Here is a 21,833-nt window from a genome sequence, read left to right as displayed (position 1 = left end):
GAAAGTCTCCCGGGTGTGACCTCCACCACGATCCGGACAGGGAGCTCCCATGATCAGCGGGCTGTACCAGGGCCAGGACGGCGACGCCCGGCTGGAGCTCCGGATCGACGTCGACGGGGCCAGGCCCACCGGCCGGGTGAGCGGCGACCTGTTCTCGGTGGCGGGGGCGACCACGTCCTACTCCGGCTCGTTCGTCGTCACCTCGCCCGCCGTCCGCGCGGAGAGTGACGAGACGCGCGTCGACGGGCGCGGCACGTTCACCTTCGACACCCCTGCGAAGGACGTGAGCGTCACCCTCACCGGCACGACGGGCACGGCCACGGTCGCGGGCCGCACGTACCGGCTGGCGTTCGCCTCGCCGTACTTCCGCAGCGTGCTGCTGGAGCAGGACACCGTGGCGGGGGCGGTGCCGTTCGTCGCCTACGACACGGGCACGCTGCCCGGCCCCACCGGCCTGACGGCCAGGGAGCTCAGCGTGATCGGGGCCTTCAGGGAGGCGGGCGTCGACCTGACGGCGGCCCCGCCGGGCGTGATCCCCGTCGAGGGGTCGGGAGCCGACCTGGCGTGGGACGACGCCGAGCTGCACCACGCCATGACGCAGCAGTTCTCGCTGCTCTCCGACGCTCCGGCGTGGCGGGTGTGGCTGCTGGTGGCCAGCAAGCACGTGGCCGGCTACCGGGGCATCATGTTCGACTACAACGACGCCCACCAGCGGCAGGGCTCGGCCGTGTTCTACGACGCGATCAGGGGCGACACCCCGCAGGCGCAGCGCGCGCAGCTGCGCACCTACGTCCACGAGCTCGGGCACGCCTTCAACCTGCTGCACTCGTGGCAGAAGAACCTCGGCACGCCGCCGCAGCCGCTGGGCCCCAGCGGCGGCTTCGGCGACCTGTCGTGGATGAACTACGTGCAGAACTACCAGCCCGGCGGCGAGCCGGCGTACTGGGCGGCCTTCCCGTTCCAGTTCACCGACGCCGAGCTGATCCACCTGCGGCACGGCTTCTACCGGGACGTGGCCATGGGCGCGAGCGCGTTCGGCACGGGCGCGGCCGAGGTCGCCCCCTTCGAGCAGCCCGTCGAGGACCACTCGGGGCTCAGGCTGGAACTGCGCGCCAAGGACGGGTTCGGCTTCGGTGAGCCGGTGGTGGTCGAGCTCAAGCTGTCCACCACTGGCGAGCCCCGCGCCACGCACGGCCACCTGCACCCCGACACCGAGTTCACTCAGGTCTGCATCACCCAGCCGTCCGGCAGGACCGTGCTGTACCGGCCGATGATGCGGCACTGCGTCGACACCTCTCCCAGCATCCGGCTGGACTCGGGCAATCCGGCCATGTACCGCAGCGCCTACATCGGGCACGGCCGCGACGGGCACTACTTCCGGCAGCCCGGCGAGTACCAGGTGCGAGCGCAGTACGTGGCCGCCGACGGCTCCCGTATCGTCTCCCCCGCGTGCCTGGTCAGAGTCCGCTACCCGGTCGGCGGCGACGACCACCGGGTGGCCGAGCTGATGCTGGGCGAGGAGCAGGGCCGGTTGTTCTCGCTGCTCGGCTCCGACTCGCCCGCCCTGCGGGCCGGGAACGCCGCCCTCGACGAGCTGATCGACCGGTACGCCGGGCACCCGCTGACCGTCTACGCCCGGATGGTGAAGGGGCTCAACGCCGAGCGGGAGTTCAAGTCGCTGACGGCGGACAAGCGGCTGCGCATCCGGCCGCCGGACCCGAAGCAGGGCATCGAGCAGCTCACCGAGGTGTCCAGGGACGCGAGCATCGACAACATCACGCTGAACATGGTGATGCGCCGTCTGGCCAGAGCCGAGGCCCGGCAGGGCGACCTCGACAGGGCGAACGCGGTGATGGACCGGATGGTTGCGACGTTCGCGGCGAAGGGCATCAATCCCATCGTGATGGGGCAGATCAGGAGGCAGGCCGACCTGACGAAGGCCGCGCTCAGTGCCGAAGCGTGACGGGCCGCCCCGCCGAGCAGTGGATCCTGAGTTTGACGTCGTCGCCCTCGTCGGGGTCGAACTCGACCCTGGCCTCGCGTCCGGGGCCGGGCTCGACCGCGTCGACGGAGTAGCCCTGGGCGGGGGTCCACGAGCGCAGCGTCACCTGGTCGCCGTCGCAGGCGGCGATCACGGTGCCGCCCTCCGTGCGGACGAGCCCGCCGTCACCGGGCGTCGCCGGCGCGGTGGGCGTCCCCGTCGGGCGGGCCGCGGGCGGCCGGGTGGTGGCGGTGGCGAGCGCGGCGCGAATCTCCGCCTGGCTCAGGACGCGGCTGGACGTGCCGGTGAGCCCGCCGCCGAGCAGGCCGAGCACCGCCACGGCCGCCGCCGTCGCGGCGACGGCGGTCACGGCCCAGGCGAGCACGAGTCGCTTCACCCGGTCAGCCTCCCCCACGTACCGCTAAAGGCAGGTTAACGCCACGATAAGGGCGCTCGGCTCATCACCCGGAAGCCTCTAGGTTTCCGTATATGGCCGACATTCTGCTCATCGAGGACGACGTGACGATCCGCACGGCGCTCGGCCGTGGCCTGCGGGAGCTCGGCCATGCCGTCTCCTCCTCCCCCACGGCGCTCGACGGCCTGCGGATGGCCGTCCAGGACCGTCCGGATCTGATCGTCCTCGACCTCGGGCTGCCCGACCTCGACGGCGGCGAGCTGCTGCGGATGCTGCGCGCCGTCAGCCGGGTGCCGGTGATCGTGGCGACCGCCCGCGACGGCGACGCCGAGATGGTGCCGGTGCTCGACGCGGGCGCCGACGACTACGTCGTCAAGCCGTACAGCGCGGCGCAACTCGACGCGCGGATCAGGGCGGTGCTGCGGCGCGCAGGGGCGCCCGCGCCCGAGCCGCTGGTGGTGGGCGCGCTGCGGGTGGACCCGCGCGCCCGGACGGCGACGCTCGACGGCGTGGCGCTGGACCTGACGCCGCGCGAGTTCGACGTGCTGCACCACCTCGCCGCCCGCCCCGGCGAGGTCGTCACCAAACGGCAGCTCCTCACGGAGGTCTGGCAGCTCCCCTACGGCGGCGCCGACAAGACCGTGGACGTCCACCTGTCGTGGCTGCGCAGGAAGCTGGGCGAGACCGCGTCCGAGCCCCGCTACCTGCACACGGTGCGCGGGGTCGGGGTCAAGCTGGTCGAGCCGTCGTGAGGCGGTGGCTGGCGCTGCTGGTGGCGGCCACCACGTCGGTCGTGCTGATCGCGCTGCTGGTGCCGATGGCGCTGCTGATCCGGGCCGTGGCGGAGAACGGCGCGATGGCCAGGGCGACTGCCTCGGCCGAGTCGGTGTCCGTCGCGGTCGGGACCCCCGAGCTGCCGGTCGCCGTCGAGCAGGTGGCGCGCCCGGTGACGGTGTTCCTCCCTGACGGGCGCACGCTCGGCGCGCCCGCCCCTCTCAGCGACGCGGTGCGGCTGGCCGCGACGGGCCGCAGCGTCACCGCTGCCGCGTCCGGAGGCAGGGAGGTGCTGGTCTCGGCGCAGTCGCCGCAGGGCGCGGCCGTGATCAGGGTGTTCGTGCCCGACGACGAGCTGTTGCACGGCGTGCGGGAGGCGTGGCTGGCGCTGGCGGGGCTCGGGCTGGCGCTGGCGGTGCTGGGCATCGTCCTGGCCGATCGGCTGGCGCTCGCCGTGACCAGGCCGGTCGTGGGGCTGGCGGGCGTCTCGCACCGGCTGGCGGGCGGCGACCTCGCGGCCCGCGCGGAACCGGGCGGGCCGCCGGAGGTCCGTTCGGTGGCGCTCGCGCTCAACCACCTCGCGGGCCGCATCGGCGACCTCCTGACGGCCGAGCGCGAGTCGGTGGCCGACCTGTCCCACCGCCTCCGCACGCCTCTGACGGGCCTCAGGCTGGACGTGGAGGCGCTGCGCGACCCTGAGGAGGCGGCCCGCGTCGGGGCCAGGGTGGACGCCCTGGAGCGCGCGGTCAGCGCCGTCATCACCGACGCCCGCCGCCGCTCCGCCGGGCGGGAGACCTGCGACGCGGCCGGCGTGGTGCGGGAGCGGGTGCGCTTCTGGTCAGTGCTGGCCGAGGACCAGGGGCGGGACGTCTCGGTGTCGCTGCCGCCCGGCGAGCTGCCGGTGGCGGTGGGGGGCGAGGAACTGGCCGCCTGCGTCGACGCGCTGCTGGGCAACGTGTTCGCGCACACTCCCGAGGGGGCGTCCCTGTCTGTACGGCTCGCGCCGCATTCCTCAGGGGCCGTCCTGACCGTCAGCGACTCGGGGCCCGGCTTCGACCCGTCGCTGCTGGAGCGGGGCAGCAGCGGCGGCGGCTCGACCGGGCTCGGGCTCGACATCGCCCGTCGGACCGCCGAATCCTCGGGCGGCCACCTGTCGGTCAGGTCGTCCCCGTCGGGGGGCGCGAGCGTCGAGGTGGTCTTAACCCGCGCTTAGCGCGTGGTTACCGGTGATCGCGGTTCAGTGAGGGCATGCGAATCACCAAGAAGCTCATCGCAGCAGGAGCAGGGGCCGTCGTGCTGGTCGCGGGTGGAGGCGCCGCCTTCGCCGCGTCCACGGCCGCCGCCCCCAAGGTCACGGCCGAGCGGGCCATCGAGATCGCGCACCGGCAGGTGCCGGGCGCCTGGGTCAAGGAGGTCGGCCACGACGACCGCGGCGCCCGCCCGGACGTCTGGGAGGTCGAGCTGGTCAAGGGCGCCGTGGAGCACGAGCTGGACATCGACGCCGGCACCGGCCGCCTCCTCCGCCACCAGACCCACCGCGTGGGCGCGGACGACCACGGCGGCCACGGAAGGGAGCGGGGAGACGACCACGGTGGGCACCACGACGACTGACGCTGCCTGCCGTGGGTGAGGGTCAGCAGCTGGACAGGATGCCCTCCATGGCGGTCTTCTCCGCTGCCGTCACCCACACCTCGTACTTGGTCTTCACCTCGACCTGCCGGGCGATGTAGGGGCAGCGGTAGTCCTTGCGCGGGGGCAGCCAGGTGGCGGCGTCGCTGTCGCTCTTCTGGTTGTTGAGCGGGCCGTCCACGGCGAGCAGGTTCAGGGGGTCGTTGGCGAACTCCTTGCGCTTGCTCGCCGCCCACTGCTGGGCGCCCTTCTGCCAGGCGTCCGAGAGCGGCACCAGGTGGTCGATCTGGACGGCGGTGCTGGTGTCCTGGCCGCGTTTGAAGTCGATCGTCTTGCCGCTGTAGGGGTCGTCGAGGACGCCGCTGACCACGATGCAGTCGTGGGTGCCCGGCTTGAACTTCTCGTCGCGCAGGTCGCGCTTGAGGATGTCGTTGCGGGTGTCGCAGCCGTTGTGGTCGACGTCGGACCAGGCGGGGCCGAAGTTGTCGCGGTCGAAGCCGGTGCGGGGCGCGCGGCCCTTGACGGCGAGCTTGGCGAGCTTCTTGCGGGCGTCGGCGACGTCCACGGACGAGCCCTTGCCGGAGGTGGGCGACGACGTCCGCGCGTCCAGCCCGCCACAGCCTGCGACCAACGTCACAGCAGTCAAACCTGCCGCTATCGCCCGTAACTGCACCACAGAACCCCCAAGTCACTTTTTCGTAAATTCTACGTATAGTGACTACCCGGAGCGGCCCAACTATCCCGCGAGAGCGTCAAGCAGCCACTCGGCCAGGTACGACGTGAACGACGACCGGACGTGCACGCGGTACCCCGCCTCCGTCCGCTCCAGGATCACCGGGGCCTTGCCGAGCAGGGTCTGGGCGTGCGTGGTGAACACCGACGGGTCCAGGTCGAGCGGGCAGCCGGTGATCAGGACGTCGAGCGCTCCGGGGCCCGACAGCTCCAGCACGGTTCGCTGGCCGGAGACGTCCACCCAGTCCGGGCGGCCCTCCCCTGCCACCAGCCACCACTCGGGGCCCAGCCTGAGGCCGCGGCCCGGGTCCGTCCCGCGGACCTCCCACATGCGCAGGAACGGCACCTCACGCAGCCTCACCGACTCCGTGGAGGCCGCCGCGAAGCGGGCGGCGAACGCGGCGGCCGGGCTCTCCGCACGGCACTCCGTCACCGTCCCCGCGAACGCGACCCGGACGGGGTCGCCGTCGCGCCGGGCGTTCTCCGGGTCGTGGAAGACCGGCTCCACCACTGTCACCTGGACGGCCCCCGCCCCGGACACCGCCGTCAGCCGGTCTCCCGGCGCCACGTCGCGCGCCATGGCCAGGCCGAACGGCCGTCCCAGCGCCCCGCCCGGGTAGCTGGACGTCACGTGGCCCAGCATCGGACCCGTGGTGCCCGGCGCCACCAGCTGCGCGCCCTCCTCCACATGGGCGTCCGGCAGCAGCCCCACCAGGTGTTTGCGGCCGGCGCGCGAGGTGTCGGGGCGGGCGTGCGAGCGCTTGCCCACGAAGTCCGGCTTGCGCTTGGAGACCAGCCAGGACATGCCGAGGTCCTGCGGGGTGACGGTTCCGTCGGTCTCCTGGCCGACGATGGCGAACCCCTTCTCGGCCCGCAGCACGTGCATGGTCTCCGTCCCGTACGGAACCGCCCCCAGGTCGAGCACCGTCTCCCAGAGCGACCTGCCGTACCACCAGGGCACGTTGACCTCGTACGCCAGCTCGCCCGAGAAGCTGATCCTGAACACCCGGCCCTCGACGCCGAGCACCTCGGTGGCGGCGTACGTCATGAACGCCAGCTCCGACGCCCCCGGCGCGATCGCGGCGATGATCTCGCGCGCCTTCGGGCCCGCCACGGCGACCGTGGCCCAATGGTCCGTCACGGACGTGAACTGGACGTCCAGGCCGGGCCACTCGGTCTGCCGCCACTCCTCCAGCCAGTCGAGCACGGCCGCCGCGTTGCCCGTGGTGGTGGTCGTCAGGAAGTGGTCATCGGCGAGGCGGGTGGTGGTGCCGTCGTCGAAGACCATGCCGTCGGCGGTGCACATCACCCCGTACCTGCACGAACCGACGCTCAGCGTGGAGTACAGGTTCGTGTAGACGCGGTCGAGGAACTCTCCGGCGTCCGCACCCCTGATGTCGATCTTGCCGAGGGTGGAGGCGTCCATGGCGGCGACCGCGGTGCGGGCCGCGCGGGACTCGCGCCGCACCGCCTGCTCCATCGTCTCGCCGTCCAGCGGGAAGTACCGCGGACGCTTCCACTGGCCGACGTCCTCGAACACCGCGCCCCTGGCGACGTGCGAGCCGTGCAGGGCGGTGGTCCTGACCGGGTCGGACAGGACGCCGCGGTCGCGTCCCGCCAGCGTGGCGAAGGACACCGGCGCGTACGGCGGGCGGAACGTGGTCGTCCCCACCTGGCCCGGCGCGGCCCCGAGCAGCGCCGCCATCACGCCCACCACGACGGCTCCCGAGGTCTTGCCCTGGTCGGCGCCGGTGCCCGCGGTGGTGTAGCGCTTGACGTGCTCGACCGAGCGCATCCCGGTGCCCGCCGCCCTCGCCAGGTCGGCCACGGTGACGTCCCGGTGCAGGTCCACGAAGGACACAGCGTCGGATTCCGCGTCGGATTCCGGGTCGCCGGGCCCCGCCTTCCAGAGCGCGGCGGGCGGCCTGAGCGCCGACTCGTTGCTGACCGGAGCGCGGAAGCCGGGCTCGGCAGGCGCGGAGCAGGGCGCGCGGCGCTCCCGCTTGGCGGGCTCGCCGCCTGCTGAAAAGCCCGCGAGCTCGGCCGCCTCGGCTCCGGCCGCGTGGCCGTCCTCGATCGCGGCCGTCGTGTCGTACAGGCCCCTGCACGCGCCCGCCGACCGCTCGGCCTGCGCCGACAGGTCCGGGACGAACGCCTGCGCGGCCTCGTCGAACCTGACGCGGCCCTGCGACTGGCTGAACAGGTGCACGGCCGGGTTCCAGCCGCCCGCCACGGCCAGCAGGTCCGCCTCGACGTACCGCTCGCCCACCTGGACGCCGGTGAGCAGGCCGTCGGGGTCGGCGGTGGTGCCGGTGACGGTCCGCCCGGCGAGGACGTCGGCCTGCGCGGGCAGCCCCGCCGGGCGCGGGTCGACGATCGCGGCGATCTCCACCCCGGCCGCCAGCAGGTCGCGGGCGGCCTCGTAACCGGAGTCCGCGCAGGCGAACACCACCGCGCGGCGTCCCGGGCGGACCCCGTAGCGGTTGGCGTAGGCGCGGGCGGCGGACGCGAGCATCACCCCCGGACGGTCGTTGCCGGGGAAGGCGAGCGAGCGCTCGTGCGCACCCGTCGCGAGCACCACCCGGCGGGCCCGGAAGTGCCACAGCCGCTCACCGCGCTCGCGACGCTCCACCGCGACCACGTAGTTGTGGTCGTAGTACCCGATCGCCGTCGTCCTGGTGAAGACCCGGGCCCGCAGGCGGCCCCGCACCGCGTCCACCCAGCCGAGCGCCGAAGCCCCGTCCAGCCGGACGCGGCTGTTCAGCAGGTCGCCGCCGAGACGCGGCTGGTCGTCCACGAGGATCACCCGCGCGCCCGACTCCCCCGCCGCCAGCGCGGCGGCCAGGCCCGCCGGGCCGCCGCCGACCACCAGCACGTCGCAGTGCAGGTAGCCCTTGTCGCAGCGGCGGTCGTCGCCGTCGGCATCGGCGTGCAGGCTCACCCGCCCCTTGCCGCGCAGGCTCCACGCCTCCAGCCCGTCGCGCAGTTCCACCGTGGTCGCCGCCACCATCGGGTCGGCGCCGACCCTGACCAGCGCGTTCGGCTCCTCCGGTCCGGCCGAGAAGACGCCGCGCGGCCGTCCGAGCTCGACACCGCGCCCGACCACGCGCACGCCGTTGGCCAGCAGCGCGGACGCCAGCGTGTCGCCGGGGTGCCCGTGCAGCGTGCGCCCGTCGAAGCGGAACGACAGCGTGACCGAGCGGTCCACCAGGCCGCCCTCGGGCAGACGGGTCACCGCGCCTCCCTGACCTCGGTCCGGATCTCGTGCGTGACCGTGTGCCGTTCCAGGGCGAACCACGTCCGGCAGCCGTGCACGTGGAACCAGCGCTCGTGGAACCAGCCCTTGGGGTTGTCGCGGATGAACACGTACCCGGCCCACTCCTCGTCGGACAGCTCCGCTGGACGGTCGGGGTAGGCGATCCCGGCCTGGCCGCCGTACCGGAACTCGGTCTCGTCGCGTGGCCCGCAGTGCGGGCAGTCGATGAGCAGCATCAGTGCGCCTTTCAGTGACTCAGGGTGCTCAGTGACTCGGGGTGCGGCCCCGGGTGCCGCTCAGTGTGCGACCGCCGCCGCGCCGTGCTCGTCGATGAGCGCCCCCGTGCTGAACCGGTCGAGCGCGAACGGCTCGGCCAGCGGATGCGGCTCGCCGTGCGCGATCGTGTGCGCGTACACCCAGCCGGAGCCCGGAGTGGCCTTGAAGCCGCCGGTGCCCCAGCCCGCGTTGACGTACAGGCCGTCCACCGGGGTCCGGCCGATGATGGGCGAGGCGTCGGGTGAGACGTCCACGATGCCCGCCCAGGTACGCAGCACCCGCACCCTGCTGAAGATCGGGAACAGCTCCAGCGCCGCCGCCATCTGCGCCTCGATGACGTGGAAACCGCCGCGCTGGCCGTAGGAGTTGTACGCGTCGATGCCCGCTCCCATGACCAGCTCGCCCTTGTGCGCCTGGCTGACGTACACGTGCACGGCGTTCGACATGACCACGCAGTCGAGCACCGGTTCGAGCAGCTCCGACACGAGCGCCTGCAACGGGTGCGACTGCAGCGGCAGCCGGATCCCGACCCGCTCCGCCAGCACCGACGTGTGCCCGGCGGACGCCAGCGCGACCTTCCCCGCCGCGATCCTCCCCCGCGAGGTCTGGACGGCCACCACCCGGTTCCCCGCGAGCTCGAACCCGGTGACCTCGCAGCCCTGGACGAGGTCGACGCCGTACGCGTCGGCCTTGCGGGCCAGCGCCCAGGCGACGTGGTCGTGCTTGGCGATGCCGCCGCGTCGTTGCAACGTCGCGCCCAGGACCGGGTACCTGGCCTGGTCCGACACGTTGATGATCGGGCAGAACTTCCTCACCTCGCCGGGGTCGAGCCACTCCGCGTCGACGCCGTTGAGCCGGTTGGCGTTGACCCTGCGCTTGCCCTCGCGGACGTCCCCGAGGCTGTGCGCCAGGTTGAGCACGCCGCGCTGGCTGAACTGCAGGTCGTAGTCGAGCTCGTCGCTCAGCCCCTCCCACAGTTTCAGGGAGTGCTCGTAGATGGCGGCGCTCTCGTCCCACAGGTAGTTGGAGCGGATGATCGTGGTGTTGCGGGCCATGTTGCCGCCGGCGAGCCAGCCCTTCTCCAGCACGGCGACGTTCTTGATCCCGTGGTTCCTGGCGAGGTAGTAGGCGGTGGCCAGGCCGTGCCCGCCGCCGCCGACGACGATCACGTCGTAGGACGGTCTGGGGTCGGGGTTGCGCCAGAGGAAGTCGGGGTGGGTCACCGTTTGATCTTCTCCATCCCGGGGTCGAACAGCGGCTCGGCGGCGACCTCGGCAGGGACGCGACGCCCGAAGTAGGAAATGTCAACATGCGTCCCGGGTGCTGACAGCTCGATCGGCAGCCAGGCGTAGGCGATGGGACGCTGGATGGTATGGCCGTACGCGGCGCTGGTCACGTACCCGACGGTGCGGCCCGCATGCCGCACCGGCTCCTTGCCCATCACCACCTCGGTGCTGAGCAGCGGCACCAGCTTGCGGGTGATGTCCGCGGACAGGGCGTCGCTGCCGAGGAAGTCCTTGTCGCGCCTGACGGCGAAGCCCAGCCCGGCCTCGTACGGGTTGTGCTCGGGGGTCATGTCGACGCCCCAGAGCCGGTAGCCCTTCTCCAGCCGGAGGCTGTTGAACGCGGCCCTGCCTCCGGCGACGGGCAGGCCGGTGGCCCAGAGCGTGTCCCACAGCTTGAGCCCCATGTCGGCCGTGGTGTACAGCTCCCAGCCCAGTTCGCCGACGTACGAGACGCGCATCGCGAGCACGGGCACCTGCGCGACATACCCCGATTTACAGGTGAAATAGCGGAAACCTTCGTGGGACAGGTCCATGTCCGTCAGCGGCTGGACCAGCTCCCTGGCCCGCGGCCCCCACACCCCGAGACAGCAGGTGCCCGGCGTGAGGTCGCGCACCTGGACGCCGCCGGGCGCGTGCCTGGTCAGCCAGTCGAGGTCCAGGTTGCCGTTGGCGCCCACCTGGAACCTGTCCTCCGCCAGCCGCGCCACCGTCAGGTCCGACCGGACGCCGCCCCCGGCGTCCAGCAGGAGCGTGTAGGTGACCGAACCGGGCTTCTTGTCCACGTTGTTCGTGGTCAGGTGCTGCAGGAACGCCGCCGCGCCCGGCCCGGCGACCTCGATCCGCTTGAGGGGTGTCATGTCGTACAGCGCCACGCCCTCCCGGGTGGCGTGCGACTCGGCGGCGGCCACCGGCGACCAGTGACGGGAGGCCCACGCGTCGCGCTGGGCCGCGCCCAGGAACGGCTCGACGGCCATGGCCCGCGCCTCCTCCGGCAGGTCGCCCAGGTCGGTGCGGCGCCGCCGCACCAGGTCCTCCAGCAACGGCACGTTCGCCTCGAACCACTGCGGACGCTCCCATCCCGCCGCCTCCAGGAAGTACCCGCCCAGCTCCCGCTGCCGTTGGTAGAACGGGCTCGTCCGCATCGGACGCGGCGACTCCATCGGCTGGAGCGGATGGATGACGTCATAGACCTCGACGAAGTTCTGCATGCCGCGCTCCTCGATGAACGCGGGCGACAGCTGCGCCTTCTCGAACCGGTTGAGGTCGCACTCGTGCAGGTCGAAGCCGGAGCGGCCGTCCACGAGCAGCTCGGCCAGCGCCCTGGCCACGCCCGCCGAGTGCGTCACCCAGACGGCCTCGGCCACCCAGAACCCGTCGAGCTGCGGCGCCTCGCCGATCAGCGGGAAACCGTCGGGAGTGAAGGAGAAGACGCCGTTGATCCCGTCCTCGTGGTGGGTCTGCTTCAGGGCGGGCAGCAGCTCGACGGCGTCCCGCCAGGACGGGGCGAAGTCCTCCTCGGTGAACGCCTGCACCGACGGCATGACCGTGCCCTTCGGCCCGATCTCGTGCTGGGCGACCGGCATCGGCCGGTGGGCGTAGGAGCCGATCCCGATACGGTCACCGTGGGTGCGGAAGTACAGGTCCCGGTCCTGGTGCCGTAGGATCGGCCATCCGTCCGGCGCCGCGGCCTCTCCTTGGCCTGGCAGCGGGCCCGTCTTGGCGTACTGGTGGGCCAGCGGGAGCAGCGGCACGGTCAGCCCCGCCATCGCGCCGACCGTCGGCCCCCAGAACCCGGCCGCGCACACCACCACGTCGGCGGGGACGACCCGGTACTCGACGTCCTCCCCGCGCACCTCCACCGCGACGCCGGTGACCCTGCCGCCGCTCTGCTCGACGCCCAGAACGGTGTGATGCGCCAGAAACCGGGCACCCCGCTCGATCGCCCGAGCGGCCTGCCTCTCGCCGCAGGACACCGCGGCGGCCAGCCCGTCCGTCGGGACGTGGAAGCCGCCGAGCACCTTGCCGGGGTCGAGCAGCGGCCAGAGCTCCGCACACCGATCGGCGTCGACCAAAGCCCCCTCGACGCCCCAGGACTCGGCCCACCCCTGCTTGCGCCCCAGGTCGGCCCAGCGCTCCGGCGTGGTCGCCACCTCCAACCCGCCGACCTGCCGAAAGCACCCCAGCTCGGTGTACTTGCGCACGGTGTAGGACGCGAACTCGGTCATCGTCTTGGACGGGTTCGTCTGGAAGACCAATCCGGGAGCGTGCGAGCTCGACCCTCCGGTGACGAAGAGCGGCCCCTGGTCGACGACGGTGACATCGGTCCACCCCCGCCCGGTGAGCTCGTCGGCCAGGGCACAGCCCACGATGCCGGCTCCAACGATCACCAAACGGGGCCGGCCCACCATGCGCCCTCCGGTTGTTCCCTCATACGCAACAAGCACCGGACTACGCAACGAACATAAGGCGCCGATCATTCACAGACAAGTGGCCATTTCGCCGCCGAACAGGCCAAGATCACGGGTCACCCTCGGAGCAGCCGACGCCCCATGACCGGCGTGCCGGGCGTTCCGTCTGCGGACGCGTTGTCACGGCGGCCAACCACGTACCGGTCAGCGGCCGTATTCCTGGAGGCCCTCAGCCACGTGCGGCGGGTGGCGGGTAACCACCGCGTGCCGTACCAGAAGGCGTTTCGAACCGCACGGCGGGACGCGCGCGAAACAGCGCGCGCCCCGAACGCACGAGAAGAACGCCACGCGGCGGGACGCGCGGGCAGCCGCGAAAACGGCGCGCGCCTCGAACGCGAAGCAGAACGTGATCGCTACGAGCGGCCGTACGCGTCTTCGAGGCGCTCGATGTCGTCCTCGTCGAAGTGGCCGAAGGCGACCTCGAGGATGCGGGCCGTCGGGCCGGACGAGCTCAGCCGGTGGGTCTGGCCGGCGCGGATGAGGACGCGCTCGCCCACCGCGGGCTCGATCCGTTCGCCGTTGACCTCGAAGACGCAGCCCGGGTCGAGCGCCACCCAGAGTTCGTCGCGGTGCTCGTGGCGCTGGAGGCTGAGCCGCTGCCCGGCCGCCACCTCGATGATCTTCACGGTGGACGACTCGTTCAGCGTGAAACGCTCGAAGTTCCCCCACGGACGCTCGTCGCGCACCACTGCCGCAAGCCGGTCGATGTCCTGCATGTCCCCTCCAGATCACGAAATTCCGTGAGGCAAGCTATCAAGTGATCAAAATCCCGCCGTCGACGGGGAGCGTGACCCCGGTGACGTACGACGACGCGTCGCTGGCCAGGAAGATCGCCGCCGCCACCAGCTCCGACGGGTCACCCGCCCGCCCCATCGGGACCCGCTGCTCCAGCATCCGCTCCAGGTAGCCCGGCTTGTACTGCTCGGTCATCTCCGAGGCGAAGAAGCCGGGTTCGAGACAGTTGACGCGAATCCCGCGTCTCCCGGTCCACTGCTGCGCCAGGTCTCTGGTCAGCCCGATCACGGCGGCCTTCGACGCGCTGTAGGCCGCCTGCGGCAGCCCCGCCGTGGTCTCGCCGAGGACGCTGCCGATGTTGACGATCGACGACCCCGGCCGCATCACCCGCGCGCACGCCTGCGCCATCCAGTACGTGCCGTGCAGGTTGACCTCCACCACCTGGCGGAACTCCTCGGGCGGCTCCCGCAGCGCGGGCACCGCCGTGCCCACCCCGGCGTTGTTGATCAGTACGTCGACGGCCCCGAAGGCGGACACGGCCGAGGACACGAGCGCGTCGCAGTCCTCGACCCGGGTGACGTCCGCCTGCACGGCCAGGCACCGGCGGCCGGTCTCCTCGACCAGCCGCCGCGTCTCCTCCAGCCGCTCGCGACGGCGCGCCCCGATCACGATGTCGGCCCCCGCGGACGCCAGCCCGCGGGCGAAGGCCACTCCGAGCCCCGAGGACGCGCCGGTGACGATGGCGACCTTCCCCACAAGGCTGAAGCGTTCGAGCATCGCTACAGCCCGTACTCCTTGACGATCCGCTCGTGCCGCTCCACCTCGACGTCGACCTCCTTGGCCAGGTCGAGCCAGGCCAGCGGGTGCGACCAGCGCTCGGTGGCGTCGTCGAGCAGGGCGTCGACCTCGACCGCCGAGACGTCCGGCGGCACCGCGACCCAGCCGAACACGCCCGGCAGCGGCTCACCGCTAGTGGGGTGGGTGACGGTGTAGTTCTCGTCGCTGTAGACCCACATCGGCCAGCCGCGCTCGGCCATGACCTCGGTGAACTCCGCCCAGTCCTCCTCGCTCGGCGCGGCGCCGTCGAAGAAGAAGCTGGTGTACCCGCCGGAGCGGAGGATCTGCACCGCGGCGAAGGGCGGCACGAAGTTCTGCTGCTCCTGAGGGTCTTCGGGGACCGGCTCCAGCAGCTGCGGGTCGAACACGACCAGGTCGCCGGCGTTGTACTCCATGCCGCGCGGCTGCGGCAGCGCGAGCCTGGCGGTGGCGGGGCCGGTGCGGATGGACAGCACCTGCCGCTGACCGCCGTCGGGACCGGGGAGGATGATCCGGATCAGGCCCATCTCCTCGTCGATGGGCCCCTCGGTGGACTTGATCGGCATGCCGATCTTGGCCGCGCCCTTGCGGACGGTCGCCCAGTCTTCGGCGGCGGTGGCCATGACGACCATCCGCCACACGTCCTCGTCGGCGAGCTCGTCGAGCACCTCGAGGAGGGTCTGGGCGCCCTTGGCGGGGTCGTCGAGCTGCTGCGCGGCACCGGCGAGCAGGCGGCGCGCCTCCACGCCCGCGCCCGCCGCGACGGCGTGCTCGGCGGCTTCGAGGGCTTCCTGCCAGCGCTCGCGGGCGCTGTGCAGGCGGGCCAGCGCGAGGTGCTGGGCGTCGCGCGGCAGCAGGGCCGCCATCTGCTCCAGCCGCTCGTCCTGGCGGGCCTCGACGAGCAGCGTGGTCAGGTAGGCCACGTCGTCGGGCTCGGCGGCGGCGATATCGCCGGAGTCGACGAGCAGCTGCCAGTAGATGTCGGCGCCCGTCGAGGGGTAGCCGAGGAAGCCGAGCGTGGTGGTGTGGCGGCGGGTGGCCTCAAGGTCGCGACCCGACAGCGGGGCCAGCCAGCCGACCCAGCGCTCAGGGTCGGCGTTGTAGCCGTCGGCGGCGTCGAAGTAGGCGACGCGCTCCTCGACGGGGCCGGGCGCGGCGGGCTCGGTGGTGGCGTCGGTGGCGGCCCGCAGCGCGGCGACGCGCTCGGCCACGCCCTCGCTGACGCGCAGCTCGGCGGCGGACGACTCGGCCAGGTCGGCGAGCAGCCCGGCCTGCCAGACGCCCTGCCGGGCGACGGCCAGGTCGCCGGCGATCAGCGCCAGCTCGACGCGGGCGCGGTAGCCGCCCATCATGCCGAAGTAGTCGATCCACTGGCGCAGCACCCGGCCGAGCTGCCAGGTGTTGGTGATCTGGCTGGACCCGGCCAGCTTGCTGACGGCCTCGGCCCACTCGACGAACACCCGCGGGTGCTCGCCGATCACGTCGAGGTCGGGCAGCGCGTCGACGGCCTCGGCGGTGCGGCCGAGCGCGGCGAGGATCAGGGCCCTGCGCACCCCGTCGCGGTACGGCTTGGCCACCGGGTCGTCGGCCTGGAAGTCGGTGGCGGCCTGCAGCGCGTTCAGCGCGTCGTCGGCGCGGCCCGCCGCCAGCAGCGCGCGGGCGCTCTCGGCGCCCAGCTCCCAGCTCGCCTCGCGCTCGGCCGCGCGCAGCCGCTCGACGGCGGACTCGGCGTAGCCGACGGCCTCGCCCGGCCTGCCCGCGTCGGTGAGCGCCGCGACGTACTGGGTCACGAGCCCGGTGTAGGCGGGGTTGGCGGGCGCGAGCTCCTCGATGACCGCGGCGAGAGTCTCGAGCCGCTCGGGGGCGTAGCCGGGGCCGTCGGCGTTGGCCCAGGCGAGGGCGAGGGCCTCGACGGCCGCCGGGGTGGCCGGGCACTCGCGTACGTCTTCGCGCTGGGCGAACGAGAGCAGCTGCTCGGCGTCGTCGATGGCGACGGCCCCCTGGGCCCGGTCGCCGATACGGCCGAGCAGGTGCCAGTAGCGGGCGTAGAACTCGAGCCAGGGCAGCTCCAGGGCCTGCGCCTGCTGGGCGATGGCCGGGGCCATCACGTCGAGCTGGGGATATCGCCCCTCGTAGGCCTGTGCGGGGAGGTCTCCCAGCGCCATGGCGAGGCCCACGTTTCCCGCCTCAGAAAGCTGCTGCTGGGTTTCGCCGACCCAGGCCCAGATGTCCACGTCCATGGGGAGTCAGTCTGCCAGGTCAATGACCGTGCCCAAAACGCAGAAGCTCGATCAGCTCGTCCGATTCGTGGTGGTCGAGTACGGAAAACACGGATGCCATCAGGTCGTCGGTGGCGTCCTCGGCTGCGGCTCTGCGCGCGATCACCTCGGGCTCCGGCACAGGGTACGGTTCGGGCCAGGTGAAGAACTTGGCGATCAGCTCGCCCGTGGCGTGGCCGAACGGGGTGCCGTCGTGATCGGTCGCGAGCGTCGCCTCCAGCGGGCCGAGGCCCGCCGCGAGCACCGCGTTGGCGTGCAGGCCGCCGCGCAGCTCCCGGACCACGTGCAGGAGCTGGATGGCCCTCCCGGGCGCGTCGCCGGGCAGTGGGACGGCACGCCACCCGGCGAACAGCGGCGCTCCGGCAGACGGCGCGGCCGTCACGACGCGTTCGAGCAGGTCGGCGAGCCTCGCGCAGCCGTCGTAGTCGCCGATCTTGCGGCGCCCCCAGTCGCGGCAGGCCTCGGCGTAGGCGGTGACCGCCTCGTCGACGGCCAGCTTGCGCCCGCCGTTCCAGCTCTCCTCGACGTGCGCGGGCGGGAAGAAGACCGCGACGGAGGTGACGACGTCGGCGTGACACTCGCCGAGGACGCCGCACCGGCCGCGGAAGTACAGCTCGCGCGGGCCCAGCCCGTACCGCTCGCAGAGCGCCTTGGCCTCCCGGGAGACCATGAAGCCGCCGCCGTACTGACCGATGGGCGCCTTGACAGCCACCGCGGTGGCACGTGGGTCCGCCATGCCCACCCCTCTCGGTTCGGGAAGTGGACCCAGCATCGCTCAGGAGAACATCATTCTGCAAGCCTCAGGACGCCCTCGGCCACGAGGACGGCGGGGCCGGAAAGGTAGCTGGTCTCGTCGTCCAGCGTGACGGTGAGCGTGCCGCCGGGCACCTCGATGCTCCAGACGCCGGTGGTCTCGCCCTCCAGGTTGGCCGCCGCGACCGCCGTGGCGACCGTGCCGGTGCCGCAGGAGCGGGTCTCGCCCGAGCCGCGCTCGAAGACGCGCATGACCGCGCGGCGCGGCCCGACCGCGTTGAACAGCTCGATGTTGACGCCGTTGGGGTAGACGCCGGGGTCGAAGCCGGGCTGGTGGGTGAGGTCGAGCTGCGCGACCGGGTCGCCGATCGGACAGGCCAGGTGGGGGTTGCCCATGTCGACGTTGAGCCCGACGTACTCCCGGCCGCCGAGGTTGGCGACGCTCTCCCCGTGGACGACCGGCCTGCCCATGTCCACGGTGACGTCGCCGCCGTGCTCCATGTGGATCCGCCTGACGCCGCCCCTGGTGGCGATCCCGAACTCCGACGCGGTGACCAGGCCCGCCTCGACGAGGTAACGGGCGAAGACCCGCGCGCCGTTGCCGCACATCTCGGCCATGCTGCCGTCGGCGTTGCGGTAGTCCATGAACCACTCGGCCTGCCCGGCCTGCTCGGCGACCTCCGGGCTGAGCTTGGCGCGCACCACACGGAGGACGCCGTCGGCGCCGATGCCCGACCTCCTGTCGCAGATCTCGGCCACGAGCGCGGCGGTGACATCGAGCTCCCCTTCGAGGTCGGGGAGGATGACGAAATCGTTCTGTGTGCCGTGACCCTTGAGGAAGCGCATTCTTCGATTTTAGGCCGATTCAGGGCCGACGATCTGCGCCAGGGATCGTTCGAGCAGGTCAGGGGCGTCGTACGGGAGCCAGCGCACCCTGGGATCGCGGCGGAACCACGACTCCTGCCGCCGGGCGAAGCGCCGGGTCGCCCTGATGGTCTCCTCGTACGCCTGCTCCTCGGTCCACTCGCCGTCGAGGAACCTGATCACCTGGGCGTAGCCGAGGGCGCGACCGGCCGTGCGTCCCTCTGCCAGACCCTGCCCGAGCAGCCGCCGCACCTCGCCGACCAGGCCCGCCTCCCACATCCGCGCGACCCTGCGCGCGATGCGCTCGTCGAGCTCGGGCCTGGGCACCTCCAGCCCGATCTGCACGCTCGGGTAGACCGCGTCGTAGGACGGCATCGTGGCCGAGAACGGCCGGCCCGAGTGCTCGATCACCTCCAGGGCACGGACGATGCGGCGGCCGTTGCTCGGCAGGATCGCCGCCGCCGCGGCCGGGTCGAGCTCGCGGAGCCTGGCGTACAGCGGCGCCGGCCCGTGCTCGGCCAGTTCGTCCTCCAGCCTGGCCCTGATCTCGGGATCGGTGCCGGGGAACTCCAGGTCGTCGATGGCCGCGCGGACGTAGAGCCCGCTGCCGCCGACGAGGACGGGCACGTCCAGCGACTCGATGAGCTGCCTGGCCAGCTTCTGGTACTCGGCCACGCTGGCGGTGACCCTGACGTCCCAGACGTCGAGCAGGTGGTGCGGCACCCCCCGCTGCTCGGCCGGGGAAAGTTTCGCCGTCCCGATGTCCATTCCTCGGTAAAGCTGCATGGAGTCGGCGTTTACGCACTCACCCCCCAACCGGAGCGCGATATCCACGGCGAGATCGGACTTTCCTGCCGCGGTGGGACCCACGACGGCGATGACGGGCTGCTGACGCACACCGATAAGTGTGTCAACAGTCTGGGTATGAACGCGCATAGGGACCAGACCCACGGCTTTCGGGGGAGAGCACGATGTCGATTCTGGACAAGGTCAAGGAGATGTTCGGCGGCAAGGCCGGAGAGGCCGCCCGCGAAGGCATCGACCGCGCGGCGCAGGCCGCCAAGAACGCGACAGGCGGCAAGTACGACGAGCAGATCGACAAGGGCGCGGACATGGCCAGAGAGAAGCTGGACGACCTCGACCGCAAGGAGGAGGACCGCTAAAGGTCGAGCAGCGTTGGCTGCAGGTACCCCTCGTGGGTCAGCAGCCAGCGCTTGGTCTCGACGCCCTCGCCGCCGCTGAACCCGCCCAGCCCGTTGCCCGCGACCACGCGGTGGCAGGGCACCACGATCGGGATCGGGTTCGACCCCATGATCGACCCGATGCCTCGCGCGGGCACGCCGGAGCCGCTGCGCTCGGCCAGCTCGCCGTAGGTGACGGCGGTGCCGTACGGAACCGCGTGCAACGCCTGAAGGACGCGCCGGCGCACGCCCGACGTCAGCCGCCAGTCGACCGGCGTCTCGAAGGCGCGTAGCTCTCCGGCGAAATAATCGTTCAACTCGGCCACGGCGAAAGCCGTACGATCCGGGTCATGAACCTCAGCCAGGCCGAGGCGTTCGCCCAGGCGCGCCCGGGCCCCCCAGCCCGACGCGGCCAGGCCGTCCTCGGTGACGGCCAGGACGAACGGGCCGACAGGCGTCGGCAGTTCGGCGAACGCGACCGTGGCCATCATGTCCTCACGTGAGCTCGTGGTGCTCGGCACCTCCAGTGCGGTGCCTACCCGACACCGTAATCACAACGGGTACCTTCTGCGCTGGGATGGCCAAGGCTACCTTTTCGACCCGGGCGAGGGCACTCAGCGGCAGATGGTGCACGCCGGAGTGAGCGCCAACGACGTGCACTGGCTCTGCCTCACCCACTTCCACGGCGACCACTGCCTGGGCGTGCCCGGCGTCGTCCAGCGCATCGCCCGCGACAAGGTCAGGCACCCGGTGCGGGCGCTCTACCCCGCCTCCGGCGAGACCTACTGGCGCAGGCTCCGCCACGCCGCCGCCTTCGCCGACACCCAGGTCATCACCGAGCACCCCGTCTCCGGCGAACGGGACGAGGTGGGCCCGCTGCTGGCGCGTCGCCTGTCACACCCCGTGGAGTCCTACGGCTACCGTCTGCAGGAACCGTCCGGACGCCGCATGCTGCCCGACAGGCTGGCGGCGCACGGCATCCGCGGCCCGGAGGTCGGCCGGCTGCAACGCGGCGAGTCCGTCCGCGGCGTCACCCTCGACCAGGTCAGCGTCCCCAAGCCGGGCCAGAGCGTCGCCTTCGTCATGGACACCCGCCTCTGCGAGGCCGTCTTCGACCTGGCCTCCGGCGTGGACCTCCTGGTGATCGAGTCGACCTTCCTGTCGGCCGAGGCGTCCCTGGCCAAGGAGTACGGGCACCTGACCGCGTACGAGGCGGGCCAGGTGGCCGCGGAGGCGGGCGTGCGGCGGCTGGTCCTCACCCACTTCTCCGAGAGGTACGGCCTGCCCGCGGAGCAGTCCTTCCTGGACGACGCCCGCCGCGCCTACGACGGCGAGATCGTGCTCGCCCGCGACCTGATGACCGTCCCCGTCCCCCGCCGCCGGCACCTGCTGCCGTGACCTACGCCTCGGTCAGGAGGTGGAGCAGCCCCCTGTGGCTGCCGCGTGAGCGACGGTTGAACCCTGGGACCCCGCCCCGCCGTACTCCTTTCCGAGTGGGCCGGTTCATCCCCCGGCCCGCGGTGCCCCCGTCCCCGGCCACTGCCCGATCGCGTGTCCCGGCCAGGCAGCCGGCTCCGTCCGCGGACGCCCCGCGGCGTTCCTCGCGGCCCACACCCCCATGCCGCGCGGACGGAGCCGCGCCGAGCGACACCGGCAGGGCGGCGTCGGGGCGGGGCACCGCCCGTCACACGCGCTTCTCGTGCCGGAAGTCCTGGACGAACCGTCAGCGCCACACCGCCGCGAAGTAGCCGACCCCGAACGGAGCGACGTCCTCCAGCAGGCGGCCCCGGAGCCGGGACGTCCCCGCCGCGCCCGCGAGCACCTGGAGCGCGGCACGGCCGGAGAGCCAGAGGCGGTCGGCCTCGGCGGGGTCCAGCGCGGCCAGCGCTCCCGGGTCGGCCTCCGCCAGCGCGGACGCGATCAGGTCCTGGTACGGCCGCGCGGCCGGTTCGTGGCGGCCGGGCGAGCTGGACGTCAGGCAGGCGGAGCCGTCGGCCATGACGAGCAGCGCGAGCCTGCCCCGCTCGGCGAGGCTCTGCCCGAGGGCCAGGCAGTCGGCGGGCGCGGCGTCGAAGGCGACGGACTGGAGGCCGCCGGGGGCGTGGCCGAGCAGCAGCCGTCCGATGGTGAGAGAGAGGGGCAGCACCGGGTCGCCGTCGCCGGCCCCGAGGTCGAAGCCCCACGGCTGGAGCGTGCCCGCCGCCGTCCCGTCGTAGGCGGCGGTGGTGTCGGCGCCGCCCACGACGACCAGGACGTCCGGTTCAGCGGCGCGAAGCGCGGAGATGGCGTCCCGGCAGGCCGCGCGGAGGGGGGCCAGTTCGGGAGCGCGCACGAGCAACGGGGGATGCGGGCAGACAGCAGCGGCGACAAGCACACGCGCAGGCTAGT

General features: G+C 72.5%; 20 protein-coding genes. 6 read left to right on the top strand and 14 right to left on the bottom strand.

Annotated features, from left to right (window positions below):
- The first annotated feature begins 49 nt into the window (after positions 1-49).
- Positions 50-1,963, top strand: a complete 1,914-nt coding sequence (locus ABT294_RS12675; RefSeq protein ID WP_350805522.1) for a hypothetical protein — start codon at positions 50-52, stop codon at positions 1,961-1,963.
- Here ABT294_RS12675 and ABT294_RS12670 read toward each other — a convergent pair.
- Positions 1,947-2,378 (bottom strand): hypothetical protein, encoded by a 432-nt coding sequence (locus ABT294_RS12670; RefSeq protein WP_350805520.1) that lies wholly within the window; start codon positions 2,376-2,378, stop codon positions 1,947-1,949. The two genes, ABT294_RS12675 and ABT294_RS12670, sit on opposite strands and share 17 nt — an antisense overlap.
- A 92-nt stretch (positions 2,379-2,470) precedes the next feature.
- On the opposite strand from ABT294_RS12670, the gene ABT294_RS12665 reads away from it, so the two are divergent.
- The 3 genes from ABT294_RS12665 to ABT294_RS12655 are packed head-to-tail and all read left to right on the top strand — an operon-like array spanning position 2,471 to position 4,781.
- Positions 2,471-3,148 (top strand): response regulator transcription factor, encoded by a 678-nt coding sequence (locus tag ABT294_RS12665; protein ID WP_350805519.1) that lies wholly within the window; start codon positions 2,471-2,473, stop codon positions 3,146-3,148.
- The gene (locus ABT294_RS12660; protein WP_350805518.1) at positions 3,145-4,383 is read left to right on the top strand and encodes a sensor histidine kinase; all 1,239 of its coding nucleotides are present in this window, start codon (positions 3,145-3,147) and stop codon (positions 4,381-4,383) included. Before ABT294_RS12665 ends, ABT294_RS12660 begins: the two co-directional genes overlap by 4 nt.
- Positions 4,384-4,418: 35 nt before the next feature.
- A complete protein-coding gene (locus tag ABT294_RS12655) occupies positions 4,419-4,781 on the top strand; it encodes a PepSY domain-containing protein (RefSeq protein WP_350805517.1) in 363 nt (120 codons plus the stop codon).
- Positions 4,782-4,803: 22 nt separating this feature from the next.
- Here ABT294_RS12655 and ABT294_RS12650 read toward each other — a convergent pair whose 3' ends face one another.
- The 11 genes from ABT294_RS12650 to miaA all read right to left on the bottom strand — a co-directional run bounded on the left by ABT294_RS12650 (position 4,804) and on the right by miaA (position 19,200).
- A complete protein-coding gene (locus ABT294_RS12650) occupies positions 4,804-5,436 on the bottom strand; it encodes an HNH endonuclease family protein (RefSeq protein WP_350805516.1) in 633 nt (210 codons plus the stop codon).
- Between the two features lie 99 nt (positions 5,437-5,535).
- Positions 5,536-8,766 (bottom strand): 2Fe-2S iron-sulfur cluster-binding protein, encoded by a 3,231-nt coding sequence (locus tag ABT294_RS12645; protein WP_350805514.1) that lies wholly within the window; start codon positions 8,764-8,766, stop codon positions 5,536-5,538.
- Positions 8,763-9,023, bottom strand: a complete 261-nt coding sequence (locus ABT294_RS12640) for a sarcosine oxidase subunit delta (protein ID WP_350805513.1) — start codon at positions 9,021-9,023, stop codon at positions 8,763-8,765. Before ABT294_RS12640 ends, ABT294_RS12645 begins: the two co-directional genes overlap by 4 nt.
- A gap of 60 nt (positions 9,024-9,083) precedes the next feature.
- Entirely contained in the window at positions 9,084-10,286 is a 1,203-nt protein-coding gene (locus ABT294_RS12635; RefSeq protein WP_350805512.1) for a sarcosine oxidase subunit beta family protein, read from the bottom strand.
- Positions 10,283-12,757: a GcvT family protein gene (locus tag ABT294_RS12630; protein WP_350805511.1), complete on the bottom strand. Its 2,475-nt coding sequence runs from the start codon at positions 12,755-12,757 to the stop codon at positions 10,283-10,285. The genes ABT294_RS12635 and ABT294_RS12630 overlap by 4 nt, the downstream gene beginning before the upstream one ends.
- A gap of 413 nt (positions 12,758-13,170) precedes the next feature.
- Positions 13,171-13,533 carry a phosphomannose isomerase type II C-terminal cupin domain gene (locus tag ABT294_RS12625; RefSeq protein ID WP_350805510.1) on the bottom strand — a complete coding sequence of 121 codons (363 nt, stop codon included), beginning with the start codon at positions 13,531-13,533 and terminating at the stop codon, positions 13,171-13,173.
- Between the two features lie 37 nt (positions 13,534-13,570).
- Positions 13,571-14,329: an SDR family NAD(P)-dependent oxidoreductase gene (locus ABT294_RS12620; RefSeq protein ID WP_350805509.1), complete on the bottom strand. Its 759-nt coding sequence runs from the start codon at positions 14,327-14,329 to the stop codon at positions 13,571-13,573.
- Positions 14,330-14,331: 2 nt separating this feature from the next.
- Complete coding sequence (locus ABT294_RS12615) at positions 14,332-16,608, bottom strand: tetratricopeptide repeat protein (RefSeq protein WP_350805508.1); 2,277 nt, start codon at positions 16,606-16,608, stop codon at positions 14,332-14,334.
- Between the two features lie 19 nt (positions 16,609-16,627).
- Complete coding sequence (locus ABT294_RS12610) at positions 16,628-17,383, bottom strand: SCO6745 family protein (RefSeq protein ID WP_350805507.1); 756 nt, start codon at positions 17,381-17,383, stop codon at positions 16,628-16,630.
- 50 nt (positions 17,384-17,433) lie between these two features.
- Positions 17,434-18,246, bottom strand: coding sequence for a diaminopimelate epimerase (gene dapF, locus ABT294_RS12605; protein WP_350805506.1), 813 nt, complete (start codon positions 18,244-18,246; stop codon positions 17,434-17,436).
- A 9-nt stretch (positions 18,247-18,255) separates the two neighbouring features.
- A complete protein-coding gene (gene miaA / locus ABT294_RS12600; RefSeq protein WP_350805505.1) occupies positions 18,256-19,200 on the bottom strand; it encodes a tRNA (adenosine(37)-N6)-dimethylallyltransferase MiaA in 945 nt (314 codons plus the stop codon).
- Between the two features lie 35 nt (positions 19,201-19,235).
- Between miaA and ABT294_RS12595 the strand changes: the two genes are divergently transcribed.
- Positions 19,236-19,427 (top strand): antitoxin, encoded by a 192-nt coding sequence (locus ABT294_RS12595; RefSeq protein ID WP_350805503.1) that lies wholly within the window; start codon positions 19,236-19,238, stop codon positions 19,425-19,427.
- On the opposite strand, the gene ABT294_RS12590 is transcribed toward ABT294_RS12595, so the two are convergent.
- Positions 19,424-19,936 (bottom strand): methylated-DNA--[protein]-cysteine S-methyltransferase, encoded by a 513-nt coding sequence (locus tag ABT294_RS12590; RefSeq protein WP_350805502.1) that lies wholly within the window; start codon positions 19,934-19,936, stop codon positions 19,424-19,426. The genes ABT294_RS12595 and ABT294_RS12590 overlap by 4 nt on opposite strands.
- Between ABT294_RS12590 and ABT294_RS12585 the strand changes: the two genes are divergently transcribed.
- Positions 19,935-20,843 (top strand): ribonuclease Z, encoded by a 909-nt coding sequence (locus ABT294_RS12585; RefSeq protein ID WP_350805501.1) that lies wholly within the window; start codon positions 19,935-19,937, stop codon positions 20,841-20,843. The genes ABT294_RS12590 and ABT294_RS12585 overlap by 2 nt on opposite strands.
- 325 nt (positions 20,844-21,168) lie before the next feature.
- Here ABT294_RS12585 and ABT294_RS12580 read toward each other — a convergent pair whose 3' ends face one another.
- Entirely contained in the window at positions 21,169-21,819 is a 651-nt protein-coding gene (locus tag ABT294_RS12580) for a class III extradiol ring-cleavage dioxygenase family protein (protein ID WP_350805500.1), read from the bottom strand.
- Positions 21,820-21,833: the final 14 nt, after the last annotated feature.

This window comes from Nonomuraea sp. NPDC000554 (assembly GCF_040300065.1).
In the GTDB taxonomy this organism is placed as follows: Bacteria; Actinomycetota; Actinomycetes; order Streptosporangiales; family Streptosporangiaceae; genus Nonomuraea.
Note: the sequence above shows the minus strand (reverse complement) of the source record. Positions and strands in the feature narration are given on the sequence as shown.

Bases quoted from the DNA above. Each gene is read 5' to 3' on its own strand.
- ABT294_RS12675 (WP_350805522.1), top strand. From the start codon at position 50: ATGATCAGCGGGCTGTACCAGGGCCAGGACGGCGACGCCCGGCTGGAG.
- ABT294_RS12665 (WP_350805519.1), top strand. From the start codon at position 2,471: ATGGCCGACATTCTGCTCATCGAGGACGACGTGACGATCCGCACGGCG.
- ABT294_RS12655 (WP_350805517.1), top strand. From the start codon at position 4,419: ATGCGAATCACCAAGAAGCTCATCGCAGCAGGAGCAGGGGCCGTCGTG.
- ABT294_RS12640 (WP_350805513.1), bottom strand. From the start codon at position 9,023: ATGCTGCTCATCGACTGCCCGCACTGCGGGCCACGCGACGAGACCGAG.
- ABT294_RS12630 (WP_350805511.1), bottom strand. From the start codon at position 12,757: ATGGTGGGCCGGCCCCGTTTGGTGATCGTTGGAGCCGGCATCGTGGGC.
- ABT294_RS12625 (WP_350805510.1), bottom strand. From the start codon at position 13,533: ATGCAGGACATCGACCGGCTTGCGGCAGTGGTGCGCGACGAGCGTCCG.
- ABT294_RS12620 (WP_350805509.1), bottom strand. From the start codon at position 14,329: ATGCTCGAACGCTTCAGCCTTGTGGGGAAGGTCGCCATCGTCACCGGC.
- ABT294_RS12615 (WP_350805508.1), bottom strand. From the start codon at position 16,608: ATGGACGTGGACATCTGGGCCTGGGTCGGCGAAACCCAGCAGCAGCTT.
- ABT294_RS12610 (WP_350805507.1), bottom strand. From the start codon at position 17,383: ATGGCGGACCCACGTGCCACCGCGGTGGCTGTCAAGGCGCCCATCGGT.
- dapF (WP_350805506.1), bottom strand. From the start codon at position 18,246: ATGCGCTTCCTCAAGGGTCACGGCACACAGAACGATTTCGTCATCCTC.
- miaA (WP_350805505.1), bottom strand. From the start codon at position 19,200: ATGCGCGTTCATACCCAGACTGTTGACACACTTATCGGTGTGCGTCAG.
- ABT294_RS12595 (WP_350805503.1), top strand. From the start codon at position 19,236: ATGTCGATTCTGGACAAGGTCAAGGAGATGTTCGGCGGCAAGGCCGGA.
- ABT294_RS12585 (WP_350805501.1), top strand. From the start codon at position 19,935: ATGTCCTCACGTGAGCTCGTGGTGCTCGGCACCTCCAGTGCGGTGCCT.
- ABT294_RS12590 (WP_350805502.1), bottom strand. From the start codon at position 19,936: ATGATGGCCACGGTCGCGTTCGCCGAACTGCCGACGCCTGTCGGCCCG.